Below are 23,887 nucleotides of genomic sequence, written 5' to 3' on the forward strand. Positions count from 1 at the left end.
TTTTTAAACTACGATACAATAAAAGCACTATTTTTATTGAAGGCTAAAGATTGTCTGAACCCATAGATAGATTCACGCGCATAAGGTGGTTGTTTAAAAACGATTTTGAAAAAATCCGCCAACAAAGGGTTTTAATCTGTGGCGTGGGGGGCGTTGGAGGCTTTGCGCTAGATTCTTTGTATCGTGTGGGGATAGGGCAAATCACTATCATTGATAAAGATGTGTTTGATGTTACCAATCAAAACCGCCAGATTGGATCAGAAAGGATAGGAGAATCTAAAGTGTTGGTGTTGCAAGATCTCTATAAGGGCATCCAAGCTTTAAATTGTCGCATAGATGAAGCGTTTTTAAATTCATTTAATTTTAGAGATTATGATTACATTTTAGATTGCATGGACGATTTGCCCATTAAAACAAGCTTGGCGATAAAATGTCAAAATTTCGCTTACGGGAAGTTTATCAGCTCTATGGGGAGCGCGAAGCGTTTGAATCCTAAACACATCCAAGTGGGGAGCGTTTGGGAAAGCTATGGCGATAAATTCGGGCGTAAATTTAGGGATTTTTTAAAAAAACGCCGTTTTAAAGGGGATTTTAAAGTGGTTTTTAGCCCTGAAGTCCCGCATTGCATAGAGCTTGGGAGTTTTAATGCGGTTACGGCGAGTTTTGGTTTGCAAATAGCGAGTGAAGTCGTGCAAGATATTATCAAAAATGAAAGGCAATGAAATGAAAGATTACGAAGACGAATTGGAAGATTTTGAAGAAGAAGAATTAGAGGGCTTTGAAGAAGAAGATGAAGAGTATAATGATTATAAGAATGTCTATGATGATGACGATTATGAAGACTATAATTCTGATTATGAAGAAGAGTGAAAAATGATTCGCGCGAGCGTCCTCCAGCATGCTTATTGCGGCTCTAGAAAAAAGACCATAGAGCATACAGCCAACCTGCTTGAACAAGCGCTAAAAAAACACCCTAAAACCAATTTAGTAGTGTTGCAAGAATTGAACCCTTATAGTTATTTTTGCCAGAGCGAGAACCCTAAATTTTTTGATTTAGGCGAGTATTTTGAAGAAGATAAGGCTTTTTTTAGTGCTTTAGCTCAAAAATTTCAAGTGGTGCTTATTACTTCTTTATTTGAAAAGCGCGCTAAAGGGTTGTATCACAACAGCGCGGTTGTGTTTGAAAAAGATGGATCAATCGCTGGAGTGTATCGCAAAATGCACATTCCTGATGACCCAGGGTTTTATGAAAAATTTTATTTCACGCCGGGGGATTTGGGCTTTGAGCCTATTGTTACAAGCGTGGGTAAATTAGGGCTTATGGTGTGCTGGGATCAGTGGTATCCTGAAGCAGCAAGGATTATGGCTTTAAAAGGGGCAGAAATTTTAATCTATCCTAGCGCGATAGGGTTTTTAGAAGAAGACTCTAATGAAGAAAAAAAGCGTCAGCAAAACGCATGGGAGACCATTCAAAGAGGGCATGCGATCGCTAATGGCTTGCCTTTGATTGCGACTAACAGAGTGGGCGTGGAGTTAGATCCGAGCGGTGCGATTAAGGGGGGCATTACTTTTTTTGGATCTAGTTTTGTGGTGGGGGCTTTGGGCGAATTTTTGGCTAAAGCGAGCGATAAAGAAGAGATTTTGTATGCGGAAATTGATTTAGAACGCACCGAAGAAGTGCGCCGAATGTGGCCGTTTCTAAGAGACAGACGCATTGATTTTTATAACGATTTGTTGAAACGCTATATTTAATCAGTCAATCAGTTTAAAATTTAAGGTTAGAAAGGATTAAACATGGTAGATGCGGTTTTTTGCGCCAAACAAGCGCAAAAATTCTATCATTTTTGCGCGGTATTTTCATTTTAACAAGGAGCAAAAATGCTAGAAAATAGCTCTGTATGGAGCAATCCCGCCTTTGTGGCTATCATTTGCATGTGCGTTCTTAGCCTTTTAAGACTCAATGTCATGCTTTCTATGATTAGCGCGACTCTCATAGCAGGACTTATGGGAGGGCTTGGGATCACGGAGAGTTTTAATGTAATGATAGACGGCATGAAAGGCAATTTAAACATCGCTTTAAGCTACATCCTTTTAGGGGCTTTAGCGGTAGCGATCGCTAAAAGCAATCTCATTAAAGTCGCTTTGAGTAAATTAATAGGCCTAATGAATTACAAGCGATCCACTTTTTGCTTTTTGATCGCTTTCATCGCATGTTTTTCGCAAAATTTAGTGCCGGTGCATATCGCTTTTATCCCTATTTTAATCCCCCCTCTTTTGCATTTGATGAACCGGCTAGAATTGGATAGAAGAGCGGTCGCTTGCGCTTTAACCTTTGGCTTGCAAGCCCCCTACTTGGTGCTTCCTGTAGGGTTTGGCTTGATTTTTCAAACGACCATTTTAGAGCAATTAAAAGCCAATGGCGTTAGCACCACCATAGCGCAAATCACAGGAGTGATGTGGATAGCGGGGTTAGCGATGGTCGTTGGGCTACTTGTCGCCGTATTAACGCTATACAAAAAACCCAGGCACTACCAAGAAAAATCTTTTGATATAGAAAATTACGCCTCGCTTCAATTAAACTACCATGATTATTTGACTTTTATAGGGATTGTCGTGGCGTTTGTGATCCAATTAGCCACCGATTCTATGCCCTTAGCTGCCTTTTTAGCGTTAGCGATTATCTTACTAGGCCGTGGCATTAAGTTTAAAGAAACAGACTCTTTAATGGACGATAGCGTGAAAATGATGGCGTTTATCGCTTTTGTGATGCTAGTGGCTAGCGGGTTTGGAGAAGTGTTGCAAAAAGTGCATGCGATAGATGGCTTAGTGAATGCGATCATAAGCGTGATCCAAGGGAAGTTTTTAGGGGCTTTTTTAATGCTTGTTGTAGGGCTTTTTATCACTATGGGGATAGGGACTTCTTTTGGCACTATCCCTATCATCGCTGTGTTTTATGTCCCTTTGTGCACAAAATTAGGTTTTAGCATAGAATCTACGATTTTACTCATCGGCATAGCCGCAGCCTTAGGCGATGCAGGCTCACCGGCTAGCGATAGCACCATGGGGCCTACTTGCGGGCTTAATGCAGACAACCAACACAATCATATCTATGACACATGCGTGCCGACTTTTTTAGTCTATAACATCCCTTTGATTGTTTTTGGAGTTCTTGGAGCGTTACTATTAGGCTAATCTATCAAGTTAAGAAAATCTTTTCTTTAGCCTTACCCTCTGGGGTCAATGCTTTTTTAGATGTGCTGGTGGTCGCGCTCTCGGTTTTTTTTGTGGGCAAGATTTCGCACCATCATATCGTGGCTTTAGGGGTGGGCTTGCAATTTTTGATGCTTTTTTATGGCATCAATACGATTTTATACACCGGCACTAACGCCATTCTTTCTAGGCTTGTGGGGGCTAGGGATTTTACTCAAATCAACCACGCTTTTTCAAGTATTTTTATAGGGGCGTTTGTGATTTGTTTAGGCGTGCTGTTGGTTTCTTATTTTTTGATTGAGCCTTTTTTAAATTGGATGCAATTACAAAATCCTTCGCGCCAATTGACGCAAGATTATTTAGAAGTCTTAGTTATCGCGCTACCGAGTATTTTTTTAAAAAATGTTTTAGTTTCAGCGCTCGCTAGCTTTTCAGACACCCTAACCCCCTTTATTGTCAAAATCATCATGGTCATCGCATGCATTTTCTTGAATCAAGCTTTGATTTTTGGGGATTTTGGTTTTAAAGAAATGGGGATTGTAGGCTCTGCTTTAGCGAATGTGGTTGTCTCTTATTTGGAATTACTCGCGCTTGGCGTTTGGATACAAATCAAAAAAATCCCTTTAAAATTCAAAATAACCTTTCATTTTTCTTTTTTAAAAACCATGTTTAGAGTGGGTTGGCCGGCCGGGTTTGAGCGTTTATTGAGCTTATTTTCTTTAATACTCTTATCCAAATTTGTAGCGAGCTATGGGGATAAAGTGTTAGCGGGCATGCAAATAGGCATTAGGGTTGAAACCTTTTCGTTCATGCCCGGATTTGGGTTTATGATCGCAGCGATGGTTTTAACAGGGCAAAATTTAGGGGCGAACAAGCCAAAAATCGCCACAGAATACGCGCATTTGATTTTAAAAATCTCTATGGGTTTAATGGGGGTTTTAGGGATTGTTTTAGTCTTATTCGCTAAAGAATTTGCGAGCCTTTTCTCTCAAGATGAAGAAGTCTTAGAAGTGGCACGTTCTTATTTGATCGCTGTAGGTCTCTCTCAAGCCCCCTTAATTGGGTATTTTGTGCTAGATGGAGTTTTTAGAGGGGCTGGCATTTCTAAAGTCTCACTATACATTAACACCCTAAGCTTATGGGGGTTAAGGATCATGCCTATTTACTTGCTTTTAATTCATCATTTTAAGGTGGAATTTATTTTTGTAGTGATCGCATCAGAAACTTTTTTGCGTTCATTCATCTACTATAAAGTTTTTTCTAAAGGCATTTGGAAAAGGTGCGGAAAAAAGGCTTAATCATTGCTTGAGCGTAGCGGTCGTTTTGAAACGGCTTTCTCGCACCACTTGCACGCCCACTTCACCCACATACTGAGCACTCTCTTCTATCTTTTTAGCGATCTTTCTGGCAATAATAGGCACTTGATTGTCCCTAACTTGGTTGGATTTGACAATCACTCTTAATTCTCGCCCGCTCTCCATCGCATACGCCTTTTCCACCCCATCAAATTCTAGCGCGATCTCTTCTAAAGCTTGCATGCGTTTAGCGTATTCTTCATCGCTCTTTCTTCTAGCCCCAGGACGCCCTGCAGAAAGCGCATCAGCCGCACACACGCTCGCGCACTCCACGCTCATGATTTCTTCATGCCCATGGTGGGCATAAATCGCATTAATCACAACCGGGTCTTCTTTATGGCGCTTGCACACCTCAACCCCTAAATTCACATGGTCTCTCCCAAGCTCTTGGGTGAGCGCTTTACCAATATCATGCAAAATACCGGCTCTTCTGGCGAGCTTTTTATCCCCCCCAAGCTGTTCTGCAATCAAGCCGGCTAAAAGGGCGACTTCTTTAGAATGCTGTAAGGCGTTTTGCCCAAAACTAGAGCGGTAACGCATTTTGCCTATTAAAATTTTAAGCTCATCTTCCATAGCCCCAAGCTCTAATTCTAGCACCACGCTCTCCCCTTCAGAAAGCAGTTCTTTTTCCATGTTGTGCGCGACTCTATGATAAACCTCTTCAATCCTATTAGGCTGGATACGGCCGTCTTCTATTAAAATTTTAATCGTCTCGCTCGCCACTTCACGCCGAAAAATATTGAAACTGGACAAACACAATTCGCTGCTATCTTCGCTAAATTCTATATCCACCCCACTAATCTTTTTAAACGCTTCAATGTTTTTCCCGTCTTTGCCTATCACACGACCGATATAATCTGAGCAAGGCAAAGCGATACGGCTTGTTAAATTCTCTGTCGCATAATCACCCGCAAAACGGGCTGTCGCTTCCGCTAAAATGGCATACGATTTTTTCTTGCCCTCTTCTTTGGCTTCTTTTTCATAACGCCTGATCAAGGCGCTTTTTTGCGCTTCTAATTCTTCTTCTAATTGCTCCAAGATCATGTTTTTAATTTCATCTTTGGTATAAGCCATGTAATTGAGCATCGCGTCTAGCGCTTTGGCTTGAACTTCTTTACAAATAGCGCGCTGTTTTTTAAAATTTTCCTTTTCTTGTTCTAAAATCTGGCGTTCTTTTTCAAGCTCTTTTTTTTCCTTTTCCAAATAGCGTTTTTCATCTCTTACAAATTCTTTGTGTTGCGCTTCTAAATGCTTCAAATGCGCTTCTTTTTTGTCAAAATGGGTTTGGAGTTGCAAGTTCTTGTTTTCATATTGCTGTTGCAATTTGCATTCTTGGCTTTTCATGCGCATTTCTTCAGCTTCCACAAAAGATTTCGCTTGAAACTCCATCAATTTGGCTTTAGCTGAAGCGCTTTTTAAAGTGGCTTGCCCTCTAGCGTAATAGATCTTTTTCATCACATAATACATGGCTAGAGCGGTAATCAAACACGCTACCAAGACTTCTAATGAAATATAAATTAACCCGCTGCTCATAATGTTTCCTTCTATTATTCTTCATAACGATACGAGCATTCATGTAAAGATTTGCTTCAATGTCATAAGCGTCTGTAAGGATACCATTAGCGATCGCTAACTCCCTACTTACAAATATGACTAAGGGGCGTTTTAGTTGCTTTTTAAACAATTGGGGTAAACTCCTATCATACATGCCTAGCCCAAAACCCACGCGCCTAAAGCTTGTATCCATTCCTAAAATCGGCACGACAATACAATCCAATTCCCGCTTATAATAGCGCGACAAACTCGGCTCATCAAACCACCCCAAACGCCTTAAGGGCAACCTAAAGGGTGCGATAGTAAAGCCCTCTTTAGAAAAATGAGTGCCTTTTTTGATGCTTTTAGGCAACCACACATGCTTATTTTTTTGTCTTAACTTCAAAATCAAAGGCCTAATGTCAAGCTCATGCCCTAATGGGCTATACAATAAAATATTTTGATAATCTTTGAGTTTCCAAAACAAAAGCTTGCAAGCCAATTTATCCCTGACTGCTTTATCTTTGGTTGGTTTAGCCCTTTTCAAGCGTTCTTTACAAAAATCTCTAAAAATCGTTTTAATGGTTATAATCCTTAAATTTTAGACTTACATTATAGTATAATTTTAGGTTATTAGTTACCATTTTATTATTCTTAAGGATGTGTTTATAATGAGAATTAAGGCTTATTTTTTGCGTTTTATCGCGCTGGTTTTGATCGTTTTGTTGGGTTTTAGCGCTTGTAAAAATTCTCAAAAATCTCAAGATTCTCAAAACAATACCACCCAACAAGATAGCCCTAAAACCTACACCGCTATGGATCTAAATAACCAAGAATACACCATTACAGGCGATTTAGATTCTCTAAACATCAGCCCGGATTCTAACGCCCCTACTCTATTGATTTTAAGCACTTTAGATAATTCTTTAAAAGATTACGCCCCCACCTTTAACGTCTTAAAAAAAACTTTTAAAGATCGTTTGAGGGTGCTTATTTTACTCAATAAACCCTATTCAAGCGATGCAATCAAAGATTTTAGCGTGCGTTCTCAAGCTGATTTGATGATTTTAAACCCTAAAGATACCGCTCTTTTTGATCATTTAAAGTATGACGCTTTAAACCATTCCTTTAACATGCTCTTATATCACAAACACCAATTGATTAAAATGTATCAAGGGATCGTGCCAGCAGAAATGCTCCAATTTGATATTTCTAATTTAAAGGATTAAAAATTATGTTTAATTTTTTCAAAAAAATTGTCAATAAAATTAAAGGCGAAGAGGTTAAAGAAAAAAAGCGTGAAAATGTTCCTAAAGAGGAATTAGAAGAAATTTTGATTGGCTTTGACATCCAATACGATTTGATAGAAAGCTTGTTACAGCATTTAGGCGATTTAGTTACGCCCAAGCAATTAGAAGTCGCTTTATTGCGTTTTGTGCGTGGGGAAAGCTATTATGATAAAACCCGCCTAAAGACTATCACCACAAAGCCCTTAGTGCATTTGATCGTGGGGGTTAATGGGGCGGGTAAAACCACAACGATCGCTAAATTGGCTAAGCTTTCTTTAAAACAGCATAAAAAAGCGCTTTTAGGAGCCGGCGATACCTTTAGAGCGGCCGCAGTCAAACAGCTGCAATTATGGGGTGAAAAGCTTAACATTCAAGTCATTAGCGCCAAAGAAGGGAGCGATCCAAGCTCTCTAGCTTACAACACCATAGAAAGCGCGATCGCTAAAAATATAGATGAAGTTTTTATAGACACCGCCGGGAGGCTGCACAACCAGACCAACCTTAAAAACGAGCTTTCTAAAATCGCACGCACCTGCTCTAAAGTTTTAAAAGACGCCCCCTTTTATAAATTCCTTATTTTAGACGGCACGCAAGGGAGTTCTGGGCTAACGCAAGCGAAAATTTTCCATGAGACTTTGGCGCTAGATGGCGTGATTATGACTAAGCTTGATGGCACTTCTAAAGGCGGAGCGATTTTAAGCGTGCTGTATGAGTTGAAATTACCCATTCTTTATTTAGGAATGGGCGAAAAAGAAGACGATTTGATCGCTTTTGATGAAGAACGCTTTATAGAAGATTTGGTTGATGCGGTGTTTGTGGAACAATAAATTAAAAATTATTTCCTAAGAATGACCCTGAAGCTCTTATCCATATGGTTTGCTTCTTGCAAAACATTACAAACTTCTGCGTTTTTGGCATAAAACTCCTTAAGCGGGATGTGGGGATAAAGCTTTTTGTGCGCTTCATCAATCCTGCAAATTAACGGGCGCGATTCATAAATCTTGCACAGATTCGTTTCTAAATCTAAAAACTTGCACACCCCATTGCCAGCATCAAACTCAATAAGTTCAATAATCCCGGTGATATTTTTACAGCACAGCCCGCAATAGGAAGCTCTGCCTTATCAATCTTTCCAGAAAAATAGCGAGTTAAAACCGTAGCATTTGCCACACAAACACCCACAAACATTGCAGGCAATGAACCCTTGCCAAGGCTTTGGATGACTTTATTAGCGCTGCTTTGCATCCAACCTTCCAAAGAGGAGCTTGCAAACGCACTACCATAACTAAGCGCTCCACCCTTTAGGGTAGCAATGGCGGTGTGCTTGATCGCTTTTATAGGATCCTTGCCATTTGCGACACATTCATAAACATTCGTTACGAGTGAGACCCCACCACCTATCAACGCACCGGTTTGCATAGCGTTCATTCCTGCTTGATGCGAAACGCTGGCAACATCTTTGGCAGTGGAGAGTTTTGGGTTCAATCTGGCTTCAATTGCCTCTCCTTTAGTGGCGCTCGCAGGCCTTGTATGGGCTTTGATTGTTTTGCAATGTTGGAGTTTTTCCTCTAAATGAGCGGCTTTTTGAAAATTGCCAAGCCCCTTTTGTTTAGCGATTTGAGATTCTAGGCTCTTGATCCTAGTATTGACCGCTCTTTGAAAATCCCCATAATGATTCCTAGCGATTTTCATCTTCGCACCGTTTTCAAAGTATTTTTCATAATCTTTGGATAAGAATTTTTCAAAACACTCCGCACCATTTCGGCCCACAAATTTACTCTGCACAGCCGTGCCAGGAATGACATTCCCCTTTTCATCCACACTGATATAATCCACGATTTCGTGGTTCTTACTGGGCGTGGCATAGTTTGGGAAAAGCTTTTGAACCTGAGCCTTTTTCTCACTAGAAAGATCATCATACTGCACTATCCTTTCTCTTTTTCCTGCAAGGATATTATGCGCATTAACACGGGCTTGCTCTTTGATTTCAGCAGAATACCCCGCCTGTTGGTGGATATTTTGTTTAGTATAGTTAGGGTTTATCTTCCTTTTTGAGATCTCTTCTAATCTATCCAAGACAGAAAAATGCTCTCTATTGGCACTAGCATGAAGTGCACTTTCTTCGCCAGTTGAACCCATGATGGTTGCGTCTGTAATGTTGCTGTATTTTTGTTTTTTCTCTCGATCTTTTTTCATGACCTAACCCCAAAAAAGAGAGATTTAAAAAAAGCGAGAAATTTGGGGGATTCTAAAAGGTTTAGGGCAGGCTTATAAGTAACCCCCCACCCAGAAAAGCTAGAAATAAAAGACTAGGACTAAAAACGCTAGGACTTTTTCCATAAAGACCTCCTTATTGTTTGATCCTAGCCACTACAGCCAAAAATCCTAAACAAACCGCTTGATTTTTATAAAAAGGTTTAAAATAATAAATATTTTCTCCTACCCCCCTGTGTAGTAAAACGCCCTTGTGGGAGTTTCGCTGTTTTTATCACATGTTTTTTTCTGGTTTATTGATGACAGATTGCTTTAAAAGCCTTTTCATCATTTTTGTATCTTTATTGATGATCGCTTCTTTAGCGTCTATGGCGTCTTGATAGTATAAACATGGGCAGATCTTGCCATCAGAAGCCAAACGGATACGATTGCAAGATTGGCAAAAATCATCGCTATGCGGAGCGATAATGCCAAATTGATAGCCATTTTCTAGCGTGTAGATTTTAGAAGACCCTTGTTTGGGTTTTTCTGTCGCAATGATTTGATATTTTTGAGCAATCAAATCTAAAATTTCTCGCTCTTTCAAGCCTTTAACCAAACTTTTAGCATGCGTATTTTCCATAAATTCAATGTAGCGGATTTGTATGCACCTCTTTTTTGCATATTCTAAAAGCTCTAAGATTTCATCATCATTAACGCCTTTCATCACAACCGTGTTTAATTTGAGTTTTAAACCCACTTTTAAGGACTCTTCAATCCCTTCTAGCGCATTTTTAAGAGCGTCTTTTTGAGAGATTTTTAAAACCCTATCGCTTTTTAAAGAATCTAATGAAACATTCACCCGTGATAACCCAGCATCTTTTAAACCCTTAGCCATTTTTTTGAGTAAAAAACCATTAGTGCTTAAAACTAACGCCACTTCCTTATTGTAAGCGTGTAGTTTAGCGATAAATTCGTCTAAACCCTTGCGTAACAATGGCTCCCCACCCGTGATTCTGATTTTTTTAACGCCTTCATCAATGGCGATTTTAAGAAATTCTAAAACATTATCCAAAGGCAATAATTCTTCACCATCAAAAAAATCTAATGGCGTAGCAGGCATGCAATACTGACACCTGAAATTGCATTGTTTGGTTACAGAAACCCTAATATAATCAATAACCCTATTAAAACTATCTACTAACACTCCCTTTATCCCTTATGCTCTTTATTTAAGCTTTTAGTGTAACATGATAAACAACGACTTAACAACATCAAAATGGATAGAACTTTTGAAAAACCCTATCATCGATAACATTCCTTGCGTTTTATTAGCTGGGGGCAAAAGCTCTCGTTTCATCATCAATGATGTTCAAATCAATAAGGCTCTCATGCCTTTAAAATCGTATCCTAGCCTTTTAGAATACCAATACACACGCCTTTTAAAACTTTTCAAACAAGTCATTATCAGCGCGAAAAAATCTTACGCATTAAACGCTCCCTATCTTTTAGAAAGAGAAAGTGGCCTTTTTTCACCCCTTTTTGGCATTCATAACGCTTTTTTAACGCTGCAAACCCCTTATATTTTTTTTATCGCCATAGATACGCCTTTAGTGTCCTTTGAAAGCATTAAAATTCTTTTTTGTGGGATTCAAAACTTTAGCGTAGTCTATGCTAAAAGCCCCACAAAAGAACATTATTTGATTTCTTTGTGGCATCAAAGTATCCTTAACGCCCTTAATTACGCCCTTAAAACGCAAGATTATCGCTTGAGCAATCTTATCAAAAACGCCTCTTCAACCGCTATCCATTTTGATAAAGAAGAAGAATTTTTAAACCTCAACACCCTAAAAGACTATGAATTAGCCGTTCAAATTTTAAAAGAGGGATCAAATGGCTGAAGAAGAAAAGACCGAACTCCCTAGCGCGAAAAAAATCCAAAAAGCCAGAGAAGAAGGCAATGTGCCTAAGAGCATGGAAGTGGTGGGGTTTTTAGGGTTATTAGCCGGGCTAATGAGTATTTTTGTTTTTTTTATATGGTGGGTGGATGGTTTTAGCGAGATGTATCGCCATGTGTTGAAAGATTTTTCCCTAGATTTTAGCAAAGAAAGCGTTCAAGAGCTGTTTAACCAGCTGGCTAAAGACACTTTTTTATTGCTTTTGCCTATTTTAATCATTTTAATGGTGGTGGCGTTTTTGTCTAATGTCTTGCAATTTGGCTGGCTCTTTGCCCCCAAAGTCATTGAACCCAAATTTTCTAAAATCAACCCTATCAATGGCGTCAAAAACCTTTTTTCTTTAAAAAAGATCCTTGATGGGAGTTTGATCACTTTGAAAGTTTTTTTAGCTTTTTCCCTAGGGTTTTTCATCTTTTCTTTATTTTTAGGGGAATTAAACCATGCGGCTCTTTTGAATTTGCAAGGCCAGTTATTGTGGTTTAAAAATAAGGCGTTATGGCTCATTTCTTCGCTTTTGTTTTTATTTTTTGTCTTGGCTTTTGTGGATTTAATCATCAAACGCCGCCAATACACCAACTCTTTAAAAATGACTAAACAAGAAGTTAAGGACGAATACAAACAGCAAGAAGGAAACCCAGAAATCAAAGCCAAAATCCGCCAAATGATGGTAAAAAACGCCACGAATAAAATGATGCAAGAAATCCCTAAAGCCAATGTCGTGGTGACTAACCCTACCCATTATGCCGTCGCTCTTCAATTTGATGAAGAACACCCTGTGCCTGTGGTGGTGGCTAAAGGCACGGATTATTTAGCCATTAGGATTAAGGGCATCGCCAGAGAGCATGACATAGAAATTATAGAAAATAAAACGCTCGCTAGAGAGCTTTATAGGGATGTGAAATTAAACGCCGCCATACCAGAAGAATTGTTTGAAGCCGTGGCGATTGTCTTCGCTCAAGTGGCTAAATTAGAGCAAGAACGCCAAAAACAAAAGATCATCAAACCTCTTTAAGATTTTTTAAACCCGCTTTTAAGCCCCAAAAAAGACACTCAATCAAGGACGCTCAATCAAAAGGCTTTAACAATCCCTACTTGAGCTTTAAACTTGATGCTCCAAGCGCCTTAAAGTGTTATGAATGTATTCTAAAAGCCACCCTAACAGGCCTAAAAAGTAAAAACCCAACCGCATGCCATAATATTCTTTAGTTTGAATGAACATGCTAGAACACAGCACCACCACACAAAGCCCCACGATCAAAATAAGCGTGTTAGCGTATTCATACAGCCCAAAAAGGCGTTTATGATAGATTAAAACCAGTATCAATAAAAAAAGAGCGAGTGTAAAAAGGGAAAAATCCACGCAATCAGACACGCTTAAAAATCTAAAGCTCTGTAAAGAAGAAGCAAAAACCCACACGACGCAAATGTTCATAGAGGGCAAGAAAGATTGCTTCATGCTAGCCCCTAAAAAACGCCACAATAAAGTCCCTAACAGCGCGAAATAGAAAACATAAAGCACTATTGAAGAATTTTTAATAGGAAAATTCCAAGCGTAGAAAGAAAGGCATAATATCCCTATACAAGCGCATTTTTGGCGCGTGAGGGTGAAAGGCTTTAGAATAAGCGCAAGCAAATAAATTGAAGAAACGCCTATTAGTCCCAAGTAATCTAATTTGATAATGAAATCATAAACATGGTTTTCAAACAAAAAAAACAATTGGGAAAAATCATCGCTGAAATGCGAAAACAACAAAGTTTCCACGTTGAACAAAAACAACAAAAAAAACAATGAAGAAAAAACGACTTTATGCGTGTATATCTTTTGGTAAAAATTCATCTACAACCTAATCATTGCCTAATCATTCTTGCTGAAGAAACTATCAATGCCATCAGCAATGCCCTTAGCCAAGATTTTTTGATACGGTTTGCTTTGGATGCGTTTAGATTCTATCGCATGGGAATTATAACCAATTTCTATTAAAATTGAAGGCATTAAAGCCCCGGCTAACACCCAAAAAGGCCCCTCCCTAACACCCCCATCCACCACATCAGGGTAATTTTTGCGGACACTTTGGAGCATGCCGTATTGCACGTCAATCGCTAATTTGTTAGAGACGATCAATCGCTGCGTGTTGAGTGAATTTAAAAACAAACTTTTAGAAAAATAATCCATTAAATTCACATCGTCTTTATTTTCTTGCTCAGCCACTTTCCTAGCCCTTTCGCTCCTTGCGGTGGATAAAAAATAAGTCTCTATGCCATGGGCGTTAGAGGTGGAGCGTTTAGGGATGGAATTGGCATGTACTGAGATGAATAAATCCGCCCCTTTTTTATTGGCTAATTCCGTTCGGGCCACTAAATCAATGTAAATGTCCTTATCCCTTGTCAATAAAACGCTATAGCCTCTTTTTTTAAGCTCTTTGTATAAAAACTTCACCACTTCTAAAACAATGTCCTTTTCACACACTAAATTCGCGCTCATCGCCCCACAATCTTTCCCCCCATGCCCAGCGTCTAAAACGATCTTTTTGTGTTTTTTGCGCTTGGTTTTGATGAAAGCATCATTTTTTTCTGCTATAAAGACTTGGTTCTTACTCTCATTTTCTGCTTCTTTTTTAAGAATTTCTTTTTTAAGAATTTCTTTTTTAAGAATTTCTTTTTTAAGAATTTCTTTTTTAGCGCTCCTTTCGTTCAATGGAGAATGCGCATGTTTTGAGCGTGCATGCTTAGTTGGCGTTTTTTCTTTAGCCTCTTGAGACTTTTTGGCCTCTTTTTTAATGGGTTTAGGGGTGGGTTTTGGCGTTGTGTGTTTGAGTGCATGGTGTTTGGGTGGTTTAGGTGTTATTTGATGCCTAATTAAGGGCTTTTTCTCCACGATAGAAATATAGAGTTTGTCTTTAAGGATTTTGACTTCATAAGTCATCTTGGGAGCATAGCCGATAACCACTCGCGCTAATTTAGGGCTGAATTGCGCGATCGTGATGAAAGATTGCTTGGAAAATTGGTAATGCTTTTTAGGAATGGTTAAAACGGCTTCTAATTCCAAATAGCTCTTGAAATTTTTGAGCGGAACTTCTTTGAATTTTTTAACCTCTTGATTGAATAGAATTTTAACGCTGCTAGAGCCAAAAGGCACAATGTTGGTAATTTTAAGGGTTGTAGCATAAGCAAAATGCAACCACAAAAGACATGCAACAACCCCTAATCTCACAAGCACTACAAATTAACCCTCTGTAAGCTCTTTGATCAATTCATGCACGCTGATAATCTTATCCACTCTATAGCCATTAGCCCCGGTAAAATAAAGCCCCTCTTCTCTGTTGCCTAAATAACTGCGCCCCAAGCCATCAGCGATACAATAGCCCACTTTTTTAGCCTCTTCACCCCTGTTGCAAGGCGCTACACAATTGCTCACGCATGCGATTTTGGGTGCGTTACCCTCTTCAATGCGTTTGATCACCCCAGTGTTAATAGCCCTAGCCGGATAGCCTACAGGCGATTTAATGAGTAAAATATCTTCTTTTTTGAGCGTGGGCAAAAGATCGGCATACGCTTTAGCGTCGCATTCTTTCGTGCCTAAAAAACGAGTCGCCATTTGCACCCCACTCGCTCCAAGGCTTAACATGGTGTCTATATCTTTCCTGTCCCAAATCCCCCCAGCGGCGATGATAGGGATATTCCCCCATTCTTTAGAAGCTTCCACGACTTTAGGCACTAAATTTTCTAATCGGAATTCTTCTTTGAAACAATCTTCGTATTTAAAGCCCTGATGCCCCCCACTCAAAGGCCCCTCCACAATAAACGCGTCCGGGATTCTTTTATAGCGATCGCTCCATCTTTTACAAAGGATTTTTAAAGCCTTCGCTGAAGAAATAATAGGGATGAGCGCCACATCGCTAAAATCCTTAGCGAATTCAGGCATGTTGGTGGGCAAACCAGCCCCTGTAATAATGATGTTCGCTCCCGCTTCACAAGAATCCCTTAAAACACGGCCATAGTCATTGATAGCGTATAAAATATTCGCTCCTAAAGGCTTGTTCCCGCAAATCTTCCTAGCGTTTGCAAAAATCTCATTCAACGCTTTTTTGGAGTAAAAATTCAAGGCTTCAAAGGGTTTTTTAGCCACAATCCTTTCTACAAAACGCATGTTTTTATAATAACCAGTCCCTACGGCTGAAATCACTCCTAAAGCCCCTTCTTTGGCAACATTTCCAGCTAGTTCATCCCAGCTAATCCCCACACCCATTCCCCCTTGAAAGATAGGGAATTTTATGGTGTGCTTACCGATTTTTAGCGGTTTGAGTGTTGATACCATAGCTCTTTCCTTAATATTAGTTAATATTTAATTTCATAAATCTTTTCTTACCAAGCTGTATAACATAATTTCCTTTAACAAAACGATAACTCTCATTTTTTATCACTTCTTGATTAATCTTTACCCCTCCCCCTTGAATATCACGCCTAGCTTGTGAAGTGGATGGGCAAAAGCCAATCTGTTTTAAAACATCTAAAATCCCAACCCCTTCATCAAAATCGCTCTCTGATAAAATTTCAGGCAAAAGGTTTGCGCTAAACACTTTAGAAAATTGTTCTTTAGCCTTGAATGCTTGATCATTGTCATAATAACGAGCCACGATTTCACTAGCGAGATCTTCTTTAACGGCTTTAGGGTGCAAGGTTTGATTTAAAATGCCATGTTTTAAGTCTTCAATTTCTTCTAAAGTCTTAGCGCTCAAAAGGGTGTAGTAGCGCCACATGAGATCATCGCTCACGCTCATGATCTTCCCAAACATCGCATTAGGCTCTTCAGTGATCCCCACATAATTCCCCAAGCTTTTACTCATTTTTTGCACCCCATCAAGCCCCTCCAATAAAGGCATGGTAATGATAGACTGCTCTTTATTCAAGCCATAAGATCGTTGCAAAAAGCGCCCCACCAGCAAATTAAACTTTTGATCATTGCCCCCAAGCTCAATATCCGCATCCATCGCCACTGAATCATAGCCCTGCAACAAAGGGTATAAAAATTCCACGATGCTAATGGGGCGGTTTTCTTTATAGCGTTTAGCAAAATCGTCCCTTTCTAGCATTCTAGCGACTGAAAACTTCGCGCACAATTCTATCATGCCCTTTGCGCCTAAAGTATCCAACCAAGTGGAATTAAAGCACACTTCGGTGTGTTTTTGATCTAAAATTTTATAGATTTGCTCTTCATAAGTTTTAGCGTTTTCTAAAACTTGCTCCCGGTTTAAGGGCTTCCTCGTTTCATTTTTACCCGTAGGATCGCCTATCATAGCGGTAAAATCCCCAATCAAAAACTTGACCCTAGCCCCATATTGCTGCAATAAAGCCAGTTTTTGGATCAATACCGTATGCCCTAAATGCAAATCGGGAGCGGTAGGATCAAACCCGGCCTTAACGATAAAGCGTTCATTGGTTTCATAATATTTTCTCACCAGCTTTTCAATGTATTCTAATCCAATGATTTCATTAGCGCCTCTTTTGATCTCTTTTAAGGCCACACTGATTTTTTGTTCCATGTTTATCCCTTAATTAGGCTTATTGTAGCTCATAAGCGTCATCCAGACTGGATAATTCTACAATCCTATCCTGATATTTGCGATTGATTAAAGCCCTCATCCAATCCGCCTTATCCGTGGCTATTTCAAAACTCACTTCGCAATGGCTAGAATACTTGTCTTTATAGCCCAAATAAGACACGCCCACAATATTGCATTCATTCCTGTTTAAAAAAGTCAATAAACCCGCTAAAACCGACTTTTTTTCGCCTAAATAAAACATCATTTTATAAATCGTTCGATCCCGCTTGTGCCATTCTATATAAACCATAGGCGCTTTAGCGTCCACTTCCGCTATCGCTTTTTTGCAAAATTTATGGTGCGCAACCGCTTTTGGATCTTTCAAATCCGTTACAATCGCAATGATTTCATCGCCATATTTAGGGTAACAACAATCATTCAACAACACCTGTTTGATTTCTAAAGCATTGCTTGAACAAACGCTAAAATGTTCTAATTCCTTGCACTGCCATTGCCGGTTTGGGGTTAAAAAATTCAAAACATTGGTTTTAAAACCCAAATACCTCAAACCTCGAGTCCATAAACTCATCTCTTGGTATTCTAAAATCGCATCTTCTTTTAAAGAAAACACCTTATTTTCAATTTCTTCAGTGAGTTTGGCTAAATTTTCAAAGCTTTTCATCGCTTCTGTTAAGGTGGTCTCCACCCCACAATCTGTTAATTTTTCTTCAAAGTTTTTATAATCTTTTAAACCCACGTCTTCAAAAACAGAGCGCCCAAAAAAAGTCGTTAGAATATTTACCATGCTCTTAGTGTCAATTTCTTTCAAGCGGTTTCTTCTTTGGATGCGCAAATGGTTTTTAGCCTTAGAAGTTTTAAGCTGATCCATCCAAATGAAACGAGGTATTATTTTATCGCCTTTAATGATTTTAACCACATCCCCGCTTCTTAATTCCTGATTGAGTAAGGCTTTTTTACTATTGATATAAGCGTCCGTGGCTTTATCGCCCAAATCGCTATGCACCATGTAAGCAAAATCTAAAGCAATCGCTCCTACCGGTAAGGTGTAAGTGTCCCCATGAGGCGAAAAAACGACAATATCTTCACGATACAAGTCGTTCTTAGCGAGTTCGTAAAATTCCTTAGGGTCGTTTTTCAAATCGCTGTCATGGTATTTAAAATTTTGCAACCACCTCATGCCCTCATGATGATCTTCATGATCCACGCCCCCGGCTTTATACTTCCAGTGGGCTGAATTACCATACTCCGCCCCCATGTGCATATCAAAGGTGCGGATCTGCACTTCATAAACAGAAGATTCATCAAAAATGGTCGTGTGTATCGTCTTGTAACCATTTTCTTTCGGTAAAGCGATGTAATCTTTAAAACGAGAAACAATGGGTTTGAAATTCAAATGGATGATCCCTAAAACTTTATAGCAATCAATCGGGTTTTTCAATAAAATCCTAATGGCTAACAAGTCCAAAATTTCATCAATATTAACCGCACCCTTTCGTTGCATCTTAAGATAGATAGAATAGGGGCGTTTCACCCTTGTAACGAGTTTAAAATCTGAATGGCTAAACCCGCTATCAAAAAGTTTTTTTTCTAACTTGCTCGCAAAAGCGTTGAGTTTTAAGAGCAAAGACTGTTTGTTTTTGTGCAAATATTCCTTGATATTTTTATATTCTTCCGGATAAATATAATAAAAGCTCTTGTCTTCTAATTCATTTTTGATTGAAGACATGCCCAATCGGCTCGCTATGGGGGCATACACCGCTAGAGTTTCTTTAGAAATACGCACCTGCTTGTCATGAGGCAAGGCGTCTAAGGTGAGCATGTTGTGCAACCTGTCGCTAATCTTTACCACTAAGGCTCTTGGATCTTGTATCGCGCTAATTAGGATCTTTCTAAAAGTGAGCGCTGAAACCACCATTCTGGGATCTTGAGAGCTCACGCCTAATTCTTCTTTCCTGATTTCAGTGATTTTCGTGAGCGCATCCACTAAATTAGCCACATCTTGCCCAAATTCTCGCTCAATCGTTTCAATCTCACAAGGCGTGTCTTCTACCACATCATGCAAAAGCGCAGTGCACACCATCGCCTCATCGCCCCCACAAAACGCCACCAAGCTTGCCACACAAATAGGATGGACAATATAAGGCTCGCCGCTTTTTCTGTATTGCCCCTTGTGGCTTTTGGTCGCTAAATTTAGGGCGTTTTCAATTTTGGGCGTGAAATCAATTAAAGTCCTTAAAACTTCAATGCCACCCTTTGGGGTTTTAACTTTTTTGATAACATCCAAAATCCGTAAGAATCCGATATCAACGGATTTGTCAATTTCGTTCATCTATCCTGTCTATATCAATTTTCCCTTCAGCGATTTCTCTAATAGCGATATCCACTAATTTATGGCGTTTAGGGTCCATATTCACTAAAGTTTTGGCTCCAGCGTTTAGTTGCTTCACCCGAGCGAAAACCAAATTATCTAGCATGTAGCGATCGTTCCCAATATTTTTTAAGGCTTGAGCGACTAAACTCTCTGTTCTCTCTTTTTTCAAAATGATCCTTTTATTTTGAGTTCTATCCAATTTTAAAGGGCTTATTTTACCATAGAAAACACGCCTTGTTGGTGCTTGATCACTTGCAACAAATTCCCTTTTTTGAACATGTTACACACCACAATGGGGAGCTTATTGTCTTTAGCTAAAGAAATAGCGGTATCGTCCATCACTTCAATATCCCCTATCAAGGCATCGTTATAACTTAAAGTGTCTAATTTTTTAGCGTCTTTGAATTTGTTAGGGTCTTTGTCATAAATGCCATCCACTTTAGTCGCTTTAATGATTAGATCCGATCCAATTTCAATCGCTCTTAAAGTAGCAGCCGTATCGGTGGTGAAAAACGGGTTTCCCGTGCCAGCGCCAAAAATCACCACCCTACCCTTTTCTAAATGCCTGATCGCTTTCCTATAAATATAACTTTCACAAATCTCTTTAATTTCAATGGCGCTCTGCACTCTTGTGTCTAAACCGATATGCTCTAAAGCTTCTTGCATCGCTACCGCATTAATCACGGTGGCTAACATGCCCATATAATCCCCACTGGTGCGCCTGATAATCCCCCCTTGAGCCGCGCTAACCCCCCTAATGATATTGCCTCCACCAATCACAATACCCACTTCAATATCGTTTTCCACTAAACTTCTGATCTCTTTAGCGATGTGATCTAACACATGAATATCAATCCCAAACTGGTTGTCCCCAGCTAACGCTTCCCCAGAAAATTTCACCAAAACCCGCTTGTTTTTTATCTTTGCTTGCATGATCCCTTCTTAATCCATTAATAAAACTTTTGATTGTAACCTAATCTTGCTTAAAAACACCCTTTCTGAATTTTAAGCCTGCATTCCCAGCGAATCACTAAAAACGCTTGGGTTTTTGGATGCGTTTGAACAACAATTCACGATAGAACGCTTTAAGGCCTGATTGTTCCTTTTTGCCTAAAGTGTAGTAAATTTTTTGCAAGTAGTTTAGAATGTCTTGGCGTTTCAAGTTGGTTTTTAAAGCGGCTTCTTTAAGGATGTAGTAAGGGATTTTTGTTTTTTTGTGTTTGAAAGCTAAAGACAAGCGCTTGTAAAAATCCTTGTTTTGGTAATAACACAAACGCCCAAAAACAAACGGCAAGCGTTTTTTTTCATACCACAGAGCGGCTAAATCTACAAAATCTTTTTTAGGGTTGGAATAATAAAACTGCAACGCTTTATTGCCGATTAAGACTTCGCCCTTTAACCCTAGCGCTTGAGAGAGGGCGTTTGAAGAAGCGCTCTCTTTATCAAAAGCGTTTTTTGCATCCACAACCAGCACGCTTAAAACTTCCTTATAAGCGACAATGCCTAGAGAATAAGAATGGAGAGCGAATGAATGGCCAGCGATAGAAGAAATAAACCCCGCATCAATACGCCTGAATAAAAAACTTTTATTGAGTTTGGAGGGGTAGGTTTTTTTAAGCCGTAAAAATTGTTTGAAATAACAAGGGGTGGGGTAGGATTTGATAAACACATCAAAAGGGAGCATGTTCAAATAATCAATTTTACCAAAACGCACTTAAAATCCTTTTTTGTATCGCATGGTAGCTAAAGTTTCTTACAACTTAACTAAAAGTAAAAAGAGTTTTGTTATCATGGAGCAAATGATTAGGGCATTAGCCAATAATGCTATTAAAAAAGGAGAAATGATGAAAGATTTTTTAGAAGATTACAAAAAAAGCGTTTTAGAAAGAGAAAGTGAGAATATCCCACCACTCCCCTTAAGCGCTAAACAAGTGGAAGCTGTCGTTGAGATTTTAATGAAAGATCCCACAAACGCCGCTTTCGCTAAAGAATTACTCATTCACAGAGTAAGCCCTGGGGTTGATGAGGGGGCGAAAGTCAAAGCGGAATTTTTAGCCCAATTGTCTCAAAAAAAACTAGAATGCGCGCACATTAGCGCTTTAGAAGCGACCACTCTTTTAGGCACGATGCTTGGGGGGTATAATGTAGAGCCTTTGATTATGGGATTAGAGAGTCAAGACAAAAACATCGCTAAAGAGAGCGCGAAAGCGTTAAAAACCACTCTTTTAGTCTATGGATCGTTTGATAAAATCGCTGCAATGAGCAAAACTAACGCTTTAGCTAAAGAGGTGCTAGAGTCTTGGGCGAACGCCGAATGGTTTTTGAATAAAGAGCCTTTGAATGAATGCATTGAAGCGTGCGTGTTTAAGATTGATGGCGAAACCAATACCGATGATTTAAGCCCGGCGAGCGACGCTTTCACGCGAAGCGATATTCCTTTACACGCCAAAGCCATGCTAAAAAACCGGATTGAAAATTACGAACAACGCATAAAAGCTATTAAAACTAAAGGCGTTCCTGTAGCGTATGTGGGCGATGTGGTTGGCACAGGAAGCTCTAGAAAAAGCGCGACAAACTCTATCATGTGGCATTTTGGTAAGGACATTCCTTTTGTGCCTAATAAAAGGAGTGGGGGCATTGTGATTGGGGGGGTGATCGCTCCGATTTTCTTTGCGACTTGTGAAGATAGCGGGGCGTTACCCATTGTGGCTGATGTTAAGGATTTAAAAGAGGGCGATTTGATTAAAATCTATCCTTATAAAGGCGAAATCACGCTGAACGATAAGGTGGTTAGCACCTTTAAGCTAGAGCCTGAAACTTTGTTGGATGAAGTCAGGGCTTCTGGGCGTATCCCTTTAATCATCGGTAGGGGTTTGACGAATAAAGCGCGTAAATTTTTAGGGCTAGGCGAATCGGAAGCGTTCAAAAAACCAGCCGCTCCTAAAAGCGACGCTAAAGGCTACACTTTAGCCCAAAAAATTGTAGGCCATGCTTGTGGGGTAAAAGGGATCTTGCCTGGGACTTATTGTGAGCCAAAGGTTACCACCGTGGGCAGTCAAGACACCACAGGGGCGATGACCAGAGATGAGGTTAAAGAATTGGCGAGTTTGAAGTTTGATGCGCCTTTTGTGTTGCAGAGTTTTTGTCATACCGCCGCTTACCCAAAGCCTAGCGATGTGAGTTTGCATGCGAGCTTGCCTAGCTTTATCACTCAAAGAGGCGGTGTGGCGTTGCATCCGGGCGATGGCGTGATCCATACATGGCTGAATCGCATGGGATTGCCTGACACTTTAGGCACAGGGGGGGATAGCCACACTCGTTTCCCTTTAGGCATTAGTTTCCCGGCAGGGAGCGGGTTAGTCGCTTTTGCAGCGGTTACAGGCACGATGCCATTAAACATGCCAGAATCCGTGTTGGTGCGTTTTAAAGGGGAAATGAATCCTGGGATCACCTTAAGGGATTTGGTGAATGCGATCCCTTATTATGCCATTAAAAAAGGGTTACTCACGGTGGAGAAAAAGGGTAAGATCAATGTCTTTAACGGGCGTATTTTAGAGATTGAAGGCTTGCCTGATATTAAAATGGAGCAGGCTTTTGAACTAAGCGATGCGAGTGCAGAAAGGAGTGCGGCGGCTTGCGTGGTGCGTTTGAATAAAGAGCCGATGATTGAATACTTGAAATCCAATATCAAGCTCATTGATGAGATGATTGCGAGCGGTTATGAAGACAAAGAGACTTTGAAAAAACGCCGAGACGCGATGCAAGCTTGGGTGGATAATCCGGTTCTGTTAGAGCCAGATAGTAACGCCCAATACGCCGCTGTCATTGAAATTGATGTGGCAGAAATCACTGAGCCTATTTTGGCTTGCCCTAATGACCCTGATGATGTCGCTACTTTGAGCGAAGTTTTAGCGGATACGACCGGCAAAAGACCGCATGCTATTGATGAAGTGTTTATTGGCTCTTGCATGACGAATATCGGGCATTTTAGAGCCTTTGGCGAAATCGTTAAAAACGCTCCTCCCAGCCAAGCGCGTCTTTGGGTAGTGCCACCCAGTAAAATGGATGAACATGAGCTTATTAATGAGGGCTATTATGCGATTTTTGGGGCTGCTGGGGCAAGGACTGAAGTCCCAGGCTGTAGCTTGTGCATGGGCAATCAAGCGAGAGTTAGGGATAATGCGGTCGTCTTTTCCACTTCCACGCGCAATTTTGATAATCGTATGGGTAGAGGGGCTAAAGTGTATTTAGGCAGCGCGGAGCTTGGGGCGGCGTGCGCTTTACTAGGGAGAATCCCTACTAAAGAAGAATACATGAATTTAGTGAGTGAAAAGCTAGAGAGCCAAAAAGACAAGATCTATCGCTACATGAACTTTAACTTAATGGAGAATTTCAGGCTCTAGTTTTGTTTTCATTA

The 23,887-nt window shown here is 40.0% G+C and carries 21 protein-coding genes and 2 pseudogenes; 10 read left to right on the plus strand and 13 right to left on the minus strand.

What is annotated here, in order from left to right; translation table 11 throughout:
- Positions 1 to 50 precede the first annotated feature (50 nt).
- The 5 genes from H7N67_RS02745 to H7N67_RS02765 all read left to right on the plus strand — a co-directional run bounded on the left by H7N67_RS02745 (position 51) and on the right by H7N67_RS02765 (position 4,508).
- Positions 51 to 722 (plus strand): tRNA threonylcarbamoyladenosine dehydratase, encoded by a 672-nt coding sequence (locus H7N67_RS02745; protein ID WP_187938974.1) that lies wholly within the window; start codon positions 51 to 53, stop codon positions 720 to 722.
- 1 nt (position 723) lies between these two features.
- Positions 724 to 870: a hypothetical protein gene (locus H7N67_RS02750; RefSeq protein ID WP_000656207.1), complete on the plus strand. Its 147-nt coding sequence runs from the start codon at positions 724 to 726 to the stop codon at positions 868 to 870.
- A 3-nt stretch (positions 871 to 873) separates the two neighbouring features.
- The gene (locus H7N67_RS02755; RefSeq protein WP_187938975.1) at positions 874 to 1,752 is read left to right on the plus strand and encodes a carbon-nitrogen hydrolase; all 879 of its coding nucleotides are present in this window, start codon (positions 874 to 876) and stop codon (positions 1,750 to 1,752) included.
- A gap of 126 nt (positions 1,753 to 1,878) precedes the next feature.
- Positions 1,879 to 3,192, plus strand: coding sequence for a Na+/H+ antiporter family protein (locus tag H7N67_RS02760; protein WP_187938976.1), 1,314 nt, complete (start codon positions 1,879 to 1,881; stop codon positions 3,190 to 3,192).
- On the plus strand, positions 3,192 to 4,508 hold the full coding sequence (locus tag H7N67_RS02765; protein ID WP_332258178.1) for an MATE family efflux transporter: 1,317 nt from the start codon (positions 3,192 to 3,194) through the stop codon (positions 4,506 to 4,508). Before H7N67_RS02760 ends, H7N67_RS02765 begins: the two co-directional genes overlap by 1 nt.
- Here H7N67_RS02765 and rny read toward each other — a convergent pair whose 3' ends face one another.
- Together rny and H7N67_RS02775 are read right to left on the minus strand one after the other, a co-directional pair.
- Entirely contained in the window at positions 4,509 to 6,020 is a 1,512-nt protein-coding gene (gene rny, locus H7N67_RS02770; RefSeq protein ID WP_232263007.1) for a ribonuclease Y, read from the minus strand.
- The gene (locus H7N67_RS02775; RefSeq protein WP_187939032.1) at positions 5,998 to 6,672 is read right to left on the minus strand and encodes a 5-formyltetrahydrofolate cyclo-ligase; all 675 of its coding nucleotides are present in this window, start codon (positions 6,670 to 6,672) and stop codon (positions 5,998 to 6,000) included. Before H7N67_RS02775 ends, rny begins: the two co-directional genes overlap by 23 nt.
- Positions 6,673 to 6,769: 97 nt before the next feature.
- Here H7N67_RS02775 and H7N67_RS02780 point away from each other — a divergent pair, with 97 nt between their 5' ends.
- Both H7N67_RS02780 and ftsY read left to right on the plus strand, forming a co-directional pair.
- Entirely contained in the window at positions 6,770 to 7,327 is a 558-nt protein-coding gene (locus tag H7N67_RS02780; RefSeq protein ID WP_187938978.1) for a hypothetical protein, read from the plus strand.
- Positions 7,328 to 7,332: 5 nt separating this feature from the next.
- The gene (gene ftsY, locus H7N67_RS02785) at positions 7,333 to 8,214 is read left to right on the plus strand and encodes a signal recognition particle-docking protein FtsY (protein WP_115044177.1); all 882 of its coding nucleotides are present in this window, start codon (positions 7,333 to 7,335) and stop codon (positions 8,212 to 8,214) included.
- Positions 8,215 to 8,222: 8 nt separating this feature from the next.
- Here the strand turns inward: ftsY and H7N67_RS02790 are convergent, their stop codons facing one another.
- The 3 genes and pseudogenes from H7N67_RS02790 to moaA form a co-directional block, all read right to left on the minus strand.
- Positions 8,223 to 8,486 carry a YkgJ family cysteine cluster protein gene (locus H7N67_RS02790; RefSeq protein WP_187939033.1) on the minus strand — a complete coding sequence of 88 codons (264 nt, stop codon included), beginning with the start codon at positions 8,484 to 8,486 and terminating at the stop codon, positions 8,223 to 8,225.
- Between the two features lie 11 nt (positions 8,487 to 8,497).
- A pseudogene (locus H7N67_RS02795) lies at positions 8,498 to 9,583 on the minus strand (hypothetical protein); the annotation flags it as partial.
- Positions 9,584 to 9,826: 243 nt separating this feature from the next.
- Positions 9,827 to 10,787: pseudogene (gene moaA / locus H7N67_RS02800) on the minus strand (GTP 3',8-cyclase MoaA).
- An 85-nt stretch (positions 10,788 to 10,872) separates the two neighbouring features.
- Here moaA and mobA point away from each other — a divergent pair.
- Together mobA and flhB are read left to right on the plus strand one after the other, a co-directional pair.
- On the plus strand, positions 10,873 to 11,481 hold the full coding sequence (gene mobA / locus H7N67_RS02805; RefSeq protein WP_187938979.1) for a molybdenum cofactor guanylyltransferase MobA: 609 nt from the start codon (positions 10,873 to 10,875) through the stop codon (positions 11,479 to 11,481).
- The gene (flhB, locus tag H7N67_RS02810) at positions 11,474 to 12,550 is read left to right on the plus strand and encodes a flagellar biosynthesis protein FlhB (protein WP_187938980.1); all 1,077 of its coding nucleotides are present in this window, start codon (positions 11,474 to 11,476) and stop codon (positions 12,548 to 12,550) included. Before mobA ends, flhB begins: the two co-directional genes overlap by 8 nt.
- Before the next feature lie 87 nt (positions 12,551 to 12,637).
- Here flhB and H7N67_RS02815 read toward each other — a convergent pair whose 3' ends face one another.
- The 8 genes from H7N67_RS02815 to H7N67_RS02850 form a co-directional block, all read right to left on the minus strand.
- Positions 12,638 to 13,375 carry a hypothetical protein gene (locus H7N67_RS02815; RefSeq protein WP_187938981.1) on the minus strand — a complete coding sequence of 246 codons (738 nt, stop codon included), beginning with the start codon at positions 13,373 to 13,375 and terminating at the stop codon, positions 12,638 to 12,640.
- An 18-nt stretch (positions 13,376 to 13,393) separates the two neighbouring features.
- Positions 13,394 to 14,755, minus strand: a complete 1,362-nt coding sequence (locus H7N67_RS02820; RefSeq protein WP_187938982.1) for an N-acetylmuramoyl-L-alanine amidase family protein — start codon at positions 14,753 to 14,755, stop codon at positions 13,394 to 13,396.
- Between the two features lie 6 nt (positions 14,756 to 14,761).
- The gene (gene fabX, locus H7N67_RS02825; protein ID WP_000255230.1) at positions 14,762 to 15,853 is read right to left on the minus strand and encodes a decanoate oxidase/trans-2-decenoyl-[acyl-carrier protein] isomerase FabX; all 1,092 of its coding nucleotides are present in this window, start codon (positions 15,851 to 15,853) and stop codon (positions 14,762 to 14,764) included.
- Positions 15,854 to 15,869: 16 nt separating this feature from the next.
- The gene (tyrS, locus tag H7N67_RS02830; RefSeq protein WP_187938983.1) at positions 15,870 to 17,078 is read right to left on the minus strand and encodes a tyrosine--tRNA ligase; all 1,209 of its coding nucleotides are present in this window, start codon (positions 17,076 to 17,078) and stop codon (positions 15,870 to 15,872) included.
- Between the two features lie 19 nt (positions 17,079 to 17,097).
- The gene (locus H7N67_RS02835) at positions 17,098 to 19,428 is read right to left on the minus strand and encodes a RelA/SpoT family protein (RefSeq protein WP_187938984.1); all 2,331 of its coding nucleotides are present in this window, start codon (positions 19,426 to 19,428) and stop codon (positions 17,098 to 17,100) included.
- A complete protein-coding gene (locus H7N67_RS02840; RefSeq protein ID WP_000712202.1) occupies positions 19,415 to 19,639 on the minus strand; it encodes a DNA-directed RNA polymerase subunit omega in 225 nt (74 codons plus the stop codon). The genes H7N67_RS02835 and H7N67_RS02840 overlap by 14 nt, the downstream gene beginning before the upstream one ends.
- 41 nt (positions 19,640 to 19,680) lie before the next feature.
- Positions 19,681 to 20,403: a UMP kinase gene (gene pyrH / locus H7N67_RS02845; protein WP_001148063.1), complete on the minus strand. Its 723-nt coding sequence runs from the start codon at positions 20,401 to 20,403 to the stop codon at positions 19,681 to 19,683.
- 97 nt (positions 20,404 to 20,500) lie between these two features.
- Positions 20,501 to 21,184, minus strand: a complete 684-nt coding sequence (locus H7N67_RS02850) for an MqnA/MqnD/SBP family protein (RefSeq protein WP_187938985.1) — start codon at positions 21,182 to 21,184, stop codon at positions 20,501 to 20,503.
- 130 nt (positions 21,185 to 21,314) lie between these two features.
- Between H7N67_RS02850 and acnB the strand changes: the two genes are divergently transcribed.
- Positions 21,315 to 23,873 (plus strand): bifunctional aconitate hydratase 2/2-methylisocitrate dehydratase, encoded by a 2,559-nt coding sequence (gene acnB / locus H7N67_RS02855; protein ID WP_187938986.1) that lies wholly within the window; start codon positions 21,315 to 21,317, stop codon positions 23,871 to 23,873.
- Positions 23,874 to 23,887: the final 14 nt, after the last annotated feature.

The organism is Helicobacter pylori (assembly GCF_014498195.1).
GTDB lineage: Bacteria > Campylobacterota > Campylobacteria > Campylobacterales > Helicobacteraceae > Helicobacter > Helicobacter pylori_DO.